The 12,359-nt window shown below is 64.6% G+C and carries 5 protein-coding genes; all 5 read right to left on the reverse strand.

Features of this window, described 5'->3' with window-relative positions; translation table 11 throughout:
- Positions 1–48: 48 nt before the first annotated feature.
- Positions 49–7,536 (reverse strand): non-ribosomal peptide synthetase/type I polyketide synthase, encoded by a 7,488-nt coding sequence (locus QNA11_RS18865; RefSeq protein WP_283484324.1) that lies wholly within the window; start codon positions 7,534–7,536, stop codon positions 49–51.
- Positions 7,537–7,549: 13 nt separating this feature from the next.
- Positions 7,550–8,359: a thioesterase II family protein gene (locus QNA11_RS18870; protein ID WP_283484325.1), complete on the reverse strand. Its 810-nt coding sequence runs from the start codon at positions 8,357–8,359 to the stop codon at positions 7,550–7,552.
- Between the two features lie 146 nt (positions 8,360–8,505).
- Positions 8,506–10,662 carry an AMP-binding protein gene (locus tag QNA11_RS18875; protein ID WP_283484326.1) on the reverse strand — a complete coding sequence of 719 codons (2,157 nt, stop codon included), beginning with the start codon at positions 10,660–10,662 and terminating at the stop codon, positions 8,506–8,508.
- Positions 10,663–10,800: 138 nt separating this feature from the next.
- Positions 10,801–11,124, reverse strand: coding sequence for an SCP2 sterol-binding domain-containing protein (locus QNA11_RS18880; protein WP_283484327.1), 324 nt, complete (start codon positions 11,122–11,124; stop codon positions 10,801–10,803).
- A 30-nt stretch (positions 11,125–11,154) separates the two neighbouring features.
- Positions 11,155–12,306 (reverse strand): Rieske 2Fe-2S domain-containing protein, encoded by a 1,152-nt coding sequence (locus QNA11_RS18885; RefSeq protein WP_283484328.1) that lies wholly within the window; start codon positions 12,304–12,306, stop codon positions 11,155–11,157.
- Positions 12,307–12,359: the final 53 nt, after the last annotated feature.

Below are 12,359 nucleotides of genomic sequence, written 5' to 3' on the forward strand. Positions count from 1 at the left end.
TCCATGCGAGCGGAAAGCGCGCACTTTAAAAGTGCTGGAGCGCATTCTTTAGCGAAAGACTGCGAGAAATCCTCGCGCAAGTTTTTCGATGGTCTCGCGCGTGAACAGGCTCGTCGCATACATCAGGCTGGCGCTGATCTCGCTTTCGTCGATTGCGAGCGAAAGGGTCAGCGGGCGCCGGACGAAAATGCGCGCGGCAGGGGTGCGGGAGAGCCGCAGCCCGGCAAGCTGCACGTTTTGCGGCGCCGCGTCCTCGACGACGAGGGCAGCGTCGCCGAGGCGTTCCGCGTCGGGGCCGTGATCCTTTCGCAAAGCGGCGACGATCTCGTGCCACGGCGCGTTCTGATGTGCGAGCGCGGCAAGGGTTGTTGCGCGCACGCATGGCGCGAGCTCGTCGATCGGCCGGTGAGCGCCATCGATGCGCAACGGCAGAGTGTTCATGAAAGGTCCGAGCATTCGGTGCGTGGCCGGATGGTGCCGGCGCGACACCGGAAGGGCGATGGTCACGCTCTCTCTTCCAAGCTCATGCGCGAGCGTGGATGCGAAAGCGGCGCTCAACGCCATCGGCAGGGTTGCGCGTTCGCGCATGGCGCAAGCCTTTGCAGCCTCCACAGCGACGCGTGGAAGCGTGAAGCGCAGAATATCACCCTCCGAAGGAAGTTCGCCCGAGGCGCGCGGCCAATCGGTCGGCAGCGGCGACGTGAGGCCAGCTTCGTATTCATGCCGAAAATGTTCGACCTGTTCGTCGCGCGCTTTCTGCGTGAGCCATTGACGCTCCCAAATCGCATAATCCGCGTAGGACAGCGACGGATCGAGGAGGGGGAAGAGGTCTATTCCCTCCAGGCTGTTCGCGTAAAGGGCCCAGATTTCGCCAAGCAACATACGAACTGTCGCGCCGTCGGCGAGCATGCGGTGACAGCGCAGCCGTAGCAACCATTCTTCCTCTCCCTTCCGCTCGAGCGACATCTGAACAGCCGCTTGGCCATCAGCGAATGCGCGCCCCGCCGGCGAAAGGCTTTCGAGCTCGCAGCGCGAGATCTCAGGGATGCCGTCGAGAACGCGCAGCGTCAGCCCGCTGTCGGTCGGCGCGACGATGGTTCGCAATATGGCGTGGCGCTGCAACGCCTCTTGCATGGACCGAATTTGTCGTTCTTCGTCCAGCGGCCCCACGATGCGCACGCTCACGTCGATCCAGTTCCCCGGCGATCCCGGATGAGCCTGTTCCGCTGACCATGCGATTTCCTGGGCCATGGACGCCGGCGTCGCAGTTCCCGCCGGCGCCTTTACAAGTTGTGGCAGGACGGCGAGCGATCCGTGGCGGGCGCTTTCGAGCCGCGCCGCAAGAGCGGCCAGCGTCTGGTCCTCGAAAATGGCGTTCAGCGGCAGCTCCACATCAAGGTTTTGGTGAATGCGGGCGCGGAGCTGGGCGGCGAGCATCGAATGGCCGCCGAGAAGGAAGAAGTTGTCGTTCGCCCCAACGCGCTCGACCTTCAACAAATCCCGCCACAGCGTCGCCAGGGTCTCCTCGACTCCCGGCCTCGGCGCGACGAACGCGACGTCCGTCGCGATGCGGGTCGGCGCCGGCAGCGCCGCGCGGTCGAGCTTGCCGTTCGGTGTCGTCGGCATTCTTTCGAGGGTCACGAAGGAAGATGGGATCATGTGCTCTGGCAGAATGCAACGCAAGTGATCACGCAGCGCTTGCGCGGAAACTTCGGCCCCATTGATGGTCACATAGGCGGCAAGGCGCTTGTCGCCGTCATCGTCGAAGGCTGCGACCGCCGCCTCCTTCACCAGCGGATGATCGAGCAGGACGCGCTCGATCTCGCCGGGTTCGACGCGCACGCCGCGGATTTTGACTTGTGCGTCGTCGCGACCGAGGAATTCGAACAGGCCGTTCTCGTTCATGCGCACGATGTCGCCAGCGGCATAGAAGCGTTGCGGGACGTTGCTGGCGTCCTCGAATTCGAAGAAGCGCTCCGTGGAGAGAGCGGGCTCGCCGAGGTATCCGAGCGCGAGGCAGGCGCCGCCGATGTGCAACTGCCCGGGGACGCCGACAGGCGTTTGTCGCCGCTGTGCGTCGAGCGCGATCATCCGGACGTTCGCGCGCGGCCTCCCGATCGGCACGATCGCCTGCGGGTCGGCCTCTGCCTGCGGATCGACCGGATGCAGGCTGACGATGCCGGCGGTTTCCGTCTGCCCATAGAGATTGAACCAACGAACCTTGTCGCCGACGAGCGCGCGCCAATCGCGCGCGAGCCCATAGCGCAGGGGTTCGCTCGCGGTAAGCAGGAGACGTAGATCATTGTCGAGGAGCGTGGCGCGCTCGGCATTCGGCAGCATCCGCAGCGAGTCGACCACTTGCCTCACGACCGAGGGCACGAGATCGACGATGGTCGCCTCCGCCGCGCGCACACGTGCAAGCAAGGCGAATGGGTCGCGTCGTTCGTCATTGTCGGCGACGATGATTCTCGCGCCGGCGGCGAGCGGCGCCAAAATCTGCCGCATCGAGGACGAGAAAGCGATTGAAGCGGTGTGCAGCCAGGCGTCCGAAGGTCGCACATCGAGTTCGCGTACCAGTGTTTGCGCATATTCGGCGGCGGCGCCATGCGAGATCACGACGCCCTTGGGCCGGCCGGTGGAGCCCGACGTGAACACGATATAGGCGGGATCCGACGGCCCCACCGCGGGCGCGAGCGGCTCGGCCGACTCTTTTGCGACTTCGGGGCCGAGCGGCTCCGACACTTCGAGCGCAACATTCGCTTCGGCGAGCATGTGCGCGATACGATCTTTCGGATAGGATTCATCTAGGGGAACATAGATTGCGCCGGCCTTCATGACGCCGAGCATGCCGACGATCATATCGACCTTTCGTCCCGTCCGTACCGCCACGGCCGCCCCGGCGCCAATTCCTTGGCTACGCAGCCAGCGCGCCAGCCGGCGAGCGGCTGCTTCCAGCTCGGCGTAAGTGAGGCGGCGCTCGCCATCTTCGCAGGCGACGGCTTCGCCGCGCTGGACGGCGACGGACTCGAATAGTTCCGCGACCGTCAGCGGGCCGGCAAGCGCCAGCGGCGCCGCCGCTCGCCCGGCGGCAAGCTCCTCCGGCGTGAGCAGCGGGAGGGCCGACAGGCGGCGCGTCGGGTTCTCGACAATCGCGTCGAGCGCATTGAGGAAATGGCGCAGCAGGCGCTCGATCCTGGGCGCGTCGAACAGGTCGGTCGAATATTCGACGTGGCCGGCCATTGTCGCATCGTCGAAGAGCGTGAATGTGAGATCACGCTTGGCGGTTTGCGTGTCGATCTCCTCGACCTCGATCTCGAGGCCCGGCAAAGCAGGCGGGTTTATCGCCGCCTGGAGAAGCAATTGCACGCGGAACAATGGGCTTCTAGCTCCGTCGCGTTCGCGCTCGACCGCAGTGGTGACGAGATCGAACGGCGCCTCATGCGCCATCGCGCTCTGTAAGCGCGCGGCCAGACGGGCGAGCAGGTCGCGAATCTCCGGGTCTCCGTCAAGAAAGACTCGCAGGGGCACGGCATTGACGAAGAGGCCGATCAGACTTTCGATTTCCAGCCGCCCCCGGTTTGCGCTCATAGCGCCGACGACGAAATCGTCCTGACCCGTATGGCGCTGGAGCACCGCCGATAATGCGGCGAGCAATGGTGCGAACAGGGTAACGCGCTCGGATTGGGCCAGCTTGCGCAACGCGCGCGCGCGGTCGGCGCCGAGCTCGAAGCGTATTCGACGCCCGCGGAAGGTCGACGTGCGCGGCGGGGGCCGGTCGGTCGGCAAGGACAACGGAGAAATCCCCGCCAGCTCCGATTTCCAATAGGCGAGCAATTCCTCCAGCCTGTCGCCGCTGAGCCATTGGCGCTGCCATGCGACATAATCGGCATATTGGATCGGCAGTTCCGCGAGCGGCGAGGGCTCGCCGCGCTGATAGGCGCCGTATATGGCCGACAATTCCCGCAGCAGCACGCCGAATGACCACCCATCCGTGATGATGTGATGCATTGTCACCAGCAGCACGTGGTGGGCCGCGTCGAAGCGCAGCAACCGCGCGCGGAAGAGAGGCGCGCAAGCCAGGTCGAAGGGCGCGCCCGCCTCGCGTCGCTCCCATTCGGAAACTTCCGCCTCGTCGCGGACGTCGTCGATCGGCAGCGGAACATTCACCGTGGGTACAATTTTCGAGCGCGCTTGGCCGCGTTCGGCGCCAAAGGCGGTGCGTAGCGCCTCGTGGCGCGCCACGAGCGTGTTCAGGCTGCGCTCCATGACCGCCGCATCCAACGGGCCGCGGATGCGGACGGCGGCTGCGACGTTATAGGCGCAGGAGGACGGCGCCAGCTCATGAAGAAACCAAAGCTGCTCTTGGCTGGAGGAGAGAACCAGCGGAGAGTCGTCTCGAGGAATGCGCGCCATCGGCGGCTGCCGCTTCGACTCGTCCCGCTGCGACTCCTCCCACCAAGCCAGCAGGCGGGCGGCGAGCGTTGCGACGTCCGGGCTCTCGACGAAAAGCGCGACTGGCGGGGCGGCGCCGAGCGCCGCTTGCATGCGGCTGCGCAGCTCCATCGCCGTAAGCGAGTCCATGCCCATTGTGGCGAAGGCCGTGTGGGCGTCGACGTCCTCGGCGCTCATGTGCAGCGCGCGCCCGATCTCGGCCCGCAACCTTTCGACGACGATCCCGAGGCGTTCTCCTTGCTGCGCGTGGGCGAGCCAAGCGTCTGCGTCGCGGCGATCTGGTTCGGCCGATGCTGTTTCGGGGATGTTGTCGCTCGGCGCGATAGCCGCCTCCGTGAACCGGCGCGCCGGCGTGAACCAGAATTTTTTCCGCTTGAACGAATATTTCGGCAGATCGACCTTGTTGCGCTCCCACGGTTCGTCGACAGCCTTGAAGTCGATCCGCGCGCCCTCGACATACATCCGCCCGAGCGCTTCTTTAATCTGCCGCGCGTCAGGCGTGTCGCGCCGTAGCGACGCGACAGCCTGCGGAACTTGAGTGCCCTCGGGCCATGCCCTGAGCGCCATCCCCGCCAGGACGGGTTGCGGCCCAATCTCCAGCAGCACGCGGCACCCGAGCCCCCCCAAAGTCTGCACGCTCTGCGCGAATTGAACCGGCTCGCGCGCGTGTCGCCGCCAATATTGCGCATCCAGTCGTGTCTGCCCGCCCAAAACTTTGCCCGTCCTGTTGCACACCAGCGTCCGCGTCAGCGCGCCATACGGTATCTGCGCCGCATAGGCTTCGAACGCGTCCAGCGCCGGCTCCAACAGCTCCGAATGGAAGGCATGCGAGGTCTCCAGCTCCTCCGCGCGAAGCCCCTCCTGCCGAAACAGCTCGACAAGCGCGCGGACGTCTTGCTGTGGGCCGCTGACGACCACATGTGCGCCGTTATAGGCCGCAAGCGAAAGGCGCGGGTACGCCGCCAAACGCGCCTCTACCGCCTCCGCCTGCGCAAACACAGCCGCCATCGACCCGCCGGCCGGCAGCGCGCCGAACAGCCGGCCGCGCTCCGCCAGCAATTGCGCGCCCTGCGCGAGCGTGAAAGCCCCGGCGACACAGGCGGCCGCATATTGTCCGACGCTGTGGCCCAGCACCACATCCGGCGAGACGCCCCAGCTCCCCCACAGGCGCGCGAGGCCCATCTCCACAGCGAACAAGGCCGGCTGCGCATAAGACGTGTGGTTGACCGCACCGTCGCTCGCAAACATCACATCGAGCAATGGGCGCTCCAGCATGTCCGCCACAGCCGCCGCGCATTCATCGAGCGTTCGACGGAACACAGGCTGCGTCTCGTAAAGCTCGCGGCCCATGCCCACGCGCTGACTGCCCTGACCCGTGAACAGCCACGCGGTTTTCGGCGGGTCTGCCGACACGCCGCTATGAACGCCCGGCGACGAATGTTCCTCGGCGAAGGCTGCGAGCTGTTGCGCTGCGCCGGCGGGGTCCGACGCGACGATCGCGGCCCGGCGCTCGAGATGGCTGCGCCCGACCCCCGCGGTGTAGCAGACGTCCGCCAGCGCCGACGCCGAGGGCAGCAGCTCGACGCGCCGCGCATAGTCCAGCGCCAGCGACTTCAGCGCCGGAGCCGTGCGCGCCGAAAACGTCAAGAGATGCCATGGACGCTCCGCCGGCGCCGACGAGCCGTCCCGAGACGCCGCCGCAGGAGAAGAGGCCGGCGCCTCCTCGATCACCACATGCGCGTTCGTGCCGGAAAAGCCGAAGGAGCTCACCCCCGCCCGGCGCACACGCTCGCCGCGGCGCCAGGGGCGCGCCTTTGAAACCACTTCCAGCGGCAGCCGTCGCCAGGGGATGTGCGGCGATGGCGTTTGGAAATGCAGGTGCTTTGGCAATAGGCCGTGCTCCAATGCGAGCACGACCTTGATGACGCCCGCGATCCCGGCCGCCGCCTCGAGGTGGCCAATGTTCGTTTTCGCCGAACCGATCAGCAGCGGCCGGTCGGCTGTTCTGTCGGCTCCCAGCGCCGCGGCGGCCGCCTGCACCTCGATTGGGTCGCCGAGCGACGTTCCCGTTCCGTGCGCTTCGAGATAATCGATCTCCGCCGGCGCAAGACCGGCCTGCTTCAACGCGTCCTGAATCACCCGCTGTTGCGCGCGGCCGTTGGGCACGGTGAGTCCGCCCGACGCGCCGTCCTGGTTGACGGCGCTGCCGCGCAAAACCGCCCGGATATTGTCGCCGTCGCGAACCGCGTCCGAAAGGCGTTTCAAAACCAAAACGCCGCAGCCTTCCCCGCGCACATAGCCGTCCGCAGCAGCGTCGAACGTCTTGCAGCGGCCATCGGGCGCAAGCATCCGAGCGCGGGACATGCTGACCATGACTGCCGGCGTGAGGATCACATTCACGCCCCCCGCGAGGGCGAGATCGCATTCACGCAGCCGCAAAGCCTGGCATGCTTGGTGAATCGCGACGAGAGAGGAGCTGCACGCCGTATCGACCGTCACAGCAGGCCCTTCGAGCCCGAGCCGATAGCTGATGCGTCCGGCGCCCACTGCCGGCGACGTGCCCGTGGCGAAATAAGCGTCCAGGGTCTCGGGCGCCGTATGCGTGGCCAGAAGACCGAGATATTCGTGCGTGCTCAGCCCCATCCAGACGCCTGTGCGCGAACCTTCGAGCTCGGTTGCGGCGATTCCCGCGTGCTCGATCGCGCGCCAGCTCGTTTCGAGCATCAGACGATGTTGCGGGTCCATGCTGATCGCTTCACGCGGCGCGATCCCGAAGAACTGCGCGTCGAATTCATCCACTGCGTCCAACAAACCCGCCCGACGCGTGATGGTTTTCCCGGCCGCGTCGGAGTCTGGCGAGTAAAAGGCGTCGGCGTCCCAGCGGTCCGGAGGGATCGTGGAGATCGCATCGCGTTCCTCGCGCAGCAAGGCCCAGAAAGAGTCGGCGTCTTCGCCCCCAGGAAATCGCCCTTCATATCCGATGATCGCGATCGGATCGCCCGTGCCGGCTTCGAGTTCCGAGACCCGTCGCCGAAGAGTCTCCAGCGCAACAACTGCCTTTTTTCTAAAGTCGAGATCACTCATTTTTATCCTCGCGTCATTGAGCAATTGCAGTGGCCGCGCCTCGCTCGGCCGTGAAAGACGAGCAGCTTTGCTGGAGGAGCTCGATCAGCAGTTGCTGGCCAGCGGGCGCCCGGAAATAAAAGTGGTCGCCTTCGACGAACCTCGATTTGAACCCTATGCGGCTATGCCTCCCCCACGCGTTCATTTCAGCGCGTGATGCGACAGGATCGGATATTCCGCCTACTGCGGTGATGGGACAGGGCAATGGACGCCGTTCCCGCCATCGGTAATGTTCGTTGATCCGCAGATCCGCTTGCAAGGCGCGGCCGATCATCGCGACATAGTCGGGCTCCTCGAGCAGCGTGGCAGGAATGTTGCGGTGTAATTCCGCGATCCGGAAGACGATGTCGCGAGCGGGGAGATGCGACAGCCTGGGCGTTCGGGACGCGAGGTGCGGGGCGATCCGGCCGGACACGACGAGATGCGCCGCGTCAGCCGCGATGCAACCGTCGTCATACAAGCGATGCAAGACCTCGTAGGCAAGCAGGGCGCCGAAGCTATGCCCAAAGACGACGAGGCGACGGTTGGCCAGCTCTGCGACCGCCGACGCCAGCGGCGAGACGAGGTCCTCTAGATGGCGCGCCGGCTCCTCGCGGAGGCGAAACTCGCGGCCGGGCAGCGATGCGATGTACACATCCGCGCAGGCGCGCAATGGTTCGATCAAAGATCGATATCCGACCGCGCCGCCGCCGGCCGAAGGGAAACAGATGAGCGCCACAGGCGCGTCTGCGGGGCAAGGCAACGGCCAGAGCCAGCCGGGAGCGCTAGAAATTGAACGATTCATTGTCGAAAGCTCGCAATGTCAGTGAAAGTCAGCATCGAGGCGCAGTGCGCGCCGCTGAGCAAGATCTGTTGAAAGCCCCGCTTCGATCGTGGCCGCGTTCGCGCGCGGTTCGATCGTGAGCGGGGAAGTTGTTTGTAACGGCGTCGCTATCGTCGATCGATCTTCAGCGCCGCGTCTATGCTGTCTTCCAGCAAAGCGTCGAGGGCTGCTTCGTCTAGAAGGTCGATCTCCTGTTTGATCGTCGACTCCTCCCACGCCATCGGCGGCGGAACGATGCGCTTCTCGGAGCCGACGCCGAGCGCCTCTTCGCGGATAAGCCTCGCGAGCGCTTCGACCGTCGGGTATTCGATCATCAGCGTCACGGGGAACGAATGTTTGAACGCGGCCGACAAAGCGTTGCTCAACATGACGCCTTTGAGAGAATCGATTCCGAGCTCCATGAGCGGCGTTTTCCAGGTGACGCCTTCCACGCCGCATTCGCGCTCTAGCCATTCCGCCAACCGCCGTTCCAGCACGCCCGGCTGGGTGAGGGGCTCGCCGGTCAAGTCCATGACCGGGACCTGCAAGGTCGAGCGCCACTCGTGCACCACGGACAAGGCGCCATCCTCCAAGGCGGCGCGACATTGCGCGCGCTGAACTTTGCCGCTGGAGGTCATCGGCAAGCCGAAAGGCCGGAGCAGCACGACGCGGTCGAGCGCCAATTGATGTTCGCGCGCCACGTTACGCCGGACTGCGTCGAAAACCTCGGCAGGATCCACGCTGCGCCAAGCGCCGCGGCTCAATTCCTGCACCGCAACGACATGCACGGCGTCGCCGTCCTCCACGCCAAATACCGCGCAGGCCCCCGCGCGAAGCGCGAGGTGGCTGGATTCCACCGTCAGCTCGATGTCCTGCGGGTAATGATTGACTCCCCGAATGATGATGACGTCCTTACGCCGCCCGGTTACGTAGAGTTCGCCTTCGTGTATGAAACCAAGGTCGCCCGTGCGCAGGAATGGACCCTCGCCTGCGGCGGTGCGGGCGCCGAAGACAGCGGCCGATTCCGCCGGCTTGCCCCAGTAGCCCTGGCCGATGCTGCCGCCACGCAGCCAAATTTCGCCCACGGTCGACGCCTGGACGTCGGCCATCGTTTCCGGGTTCACAATCCGAATCTCTGTATCGAGCGCGGGCACGCCGGAGCTGACCAGACGCTTTGCCTGCGGAGTCTTTTCGTCACACAGGATCACGCTGCCTTTGCGCAAGGCCGTCTCGTCGACCGTGCGCACGATCGGCGGAACAAGGTCGCGCTTGCCCGAAACAAGAAGAGTAGCCTCGGCAAGGCCGAAAGCCGGCGAGAGGCGTTCCGGCCGGAAGCCCGCGGGAGCGAATGTGGCGATGAAGTCGGCCACCGTGGATGCGCGCACGGGCTCGGCGCCGTTCCACGCCAGATCCCACGACGAGAGGTCGAGTCCGTCGACGCCCTGCGTGCGCGCGGCGTCGACGCATGCTTGATAGCCAAAGTTGGGGCCGCCGCCCATGGTGCCGCGAAAGCGCGTGAATGCGCGCATCCACCGCATCGGATTCTGGACGAAGCTCGCTGAGGCCATCAAATAAACCGAGCCTCCGGCCCAGGTGGGCTCGAGCGCCCCCGCCACGAGCCCCATGTCGTGGAACAGCGGCAGCCAACTGACGCCGACGGAATCGGGCGACGATCCGAGCCCGTCTTGCAGCGCCCGCAGATTGCTCGCCAAATTGCCGTGACTTATCATCACGCCGGCGGGCGCGCGCGTGGAGCCGGACGTATATTGAAGAAACGCCAGGTCTCCCGCGCCGCGGGCGATCTCCCGCCATGCGTCGCTTCGATCCGGAAGTCTGTCCGTCGCCACGACCGACACGGAAGCGGAGTCGCCTGCCTCTGCGAAACCACGCTCGATCATGTCGGCGTATTTGTCGATCGTGAGGACGAGCTTCGCGCCGCTGTCGGCCGCGATGAGCTCGAGCCGTCTATCCTTGCCGTGCGCGAGCGGCAGGGCCGCTGGCACGGCCACAGCCCCGGCGTAGAGGCAACCATAAAATGCAGCGAGGAAGTCGAGGCAAGTCGGATAGGCCAGAATCACTCTGGCCCCCTCGGCGCCACGTTCCTGAAGAAAGGCGGCCATCGATCGCGCTCGGCGGTCGAGTTCCGCGTAGGTCCAGGAGTCGCGGACCTCGAGATCGTCGTCGACGAAGGCCAGGGCCAACCGGCTGGGATTGGCCGCAACATGGCGCCGCAGACGGTCCGTCACCAGATCTTTGTGATTTGTCGGGTTAATTGAGCTAATCATTTGCTGTATCCCAAAATGGCGCGATCGATCGTTCGCCTCGCCGGCTGTCACGGCGAGAGCGTGCTTCGTTGATTTTTGCTTTGCCGCGCTCGGGTCGTCGTCTCCGACGACCACGAAACGCTTGCCCGGCGTCGGACTTTAAGCCGGCGCCATCAGCTTCTTGAGTTTGAGCGCCAGCCCCATATCGCCGTCTACTTTGAGCTTGCCGGAGAAAAACAATTCGCGACTGTCGACCTCGCCATTGGCCAGCCGGATAAAATCGGCGGCGTCCATGCGGAAGGTACAGTCGGCTGCTCCGTCGCCTTCAAAAACGCCGGGCGCCTCCGTCAGATCGAGCACGAATGTGCAGACGGCGTCGCCATTGAGCACAAATTTGTACCGGACATTGGCCGCGCTCGCCCGCTCCTTGTTCGAAAAAACGATTGCATTGGCTCTTTCCAATATTTCTTTGACAGTAACCATGAGAGGCCTCCTCGTATCTCGAATGTCCGCTTACGCCGGCTCGGGTTGAAATTCGTCGATCTGCGACAGGATGCGCTCGTCGGGTACGGAAAACGCGGTGGGCGGCTCCCCTCTCTCGATGCGGGCAATTTCGCGCGCATAGAGCTTTCTCAGCAGAATGATCGCCGCGTCGGAGCTGCCCAGGCGGTTCTTCGAACGGTCGGGGATGACGCCCTGCCCCTTGAGTACAATGCCATCTTCGATGAGCACGAGGTCGGGACGAGAGTCGACGTCTTCCCAGCGCATCCGCCCGGACAACACGGAATCGACGACATTCTCGACCGAGGGCAGCGTTTCGACGTATCGGAGGCCGGCGCGCACGCCTTCGGCGACGTTGCGTCCTTCCTCGGGGGACAGATGTGTTGCGATGAAGATGAAAAACATCTTGTGGCTGACGTCATCGATCGGGACGTTCCACAGGAAGCTCTTGAATCCCCGCAACACCCCGGCGCCCGAATTGAAATACAACATGTTGGGCATGAACAGCGCCAGCTTGCGCAGGTAGCCGCTCGGGAATGACGTATATTGCATCAGACCATAATCGGTCGCGCGCGCTGCAGAGGCCGGGATTTCACCCGCGTTGCCCGCATCCTGATAGATGCCCTCGGCATGGACCCAACGCTGGTGAACGTCGTCGACCGTATTCTCCAGGTCGTGAAAATAATTCCATTTGCGCTGTTCCACGACATGGAAATAGCCGTAGCGCTCCAACCCGGGCCAGCGCGGCAGCGGCGGCGCAGGATCGGGACCCAGATACGCCCAGATCAAACCAAAATATTCCTCGACCGGATAGCTGCGCAAACGCACTTTCGACGAGAAACACTTCGGCTCGAAGGGCTGCTCGACGCACTGGCCGGAAGCGTCGAACTGCCAGCCGTGATAGCGGCAACGAATGCTGTCGCCCTCGACTTTGCCGACCGAGAGCACGAGCCCTCTATGCGGACAGCGCCCCTCGACGATGTGCGCGACATTGTCTTCGCCGCGATAAAGCGTGAGCTCCTCACCCAGGATTTTCAGCGGCACGGGATGCGCGACTTTGAGTTCTTCGGAAACAAATACGGGTTGCCAAAAGCGCCTCAGAAGCACGCCAGCAGAGCACCCGGGTCCAGTGTGCTCGAAATCAACGTCTGTTAAACTACTCATTTCAGCATCCTCGAGTTGTGACGCAGTTGCGCGATCAACTAGCGGAGCCAGTT

Origin of the sequence: Methylocystis sp. JR02, from assembly GCF_030063565.1 — a bacterium.
Classification (GTDB): domain Bacteria; phylum Pseudomonadota; class Alphaproteobacteria; order Rhizobiales; family Beijerinckiaceae; genus Methylocystis; species Methylocystis iwaonis.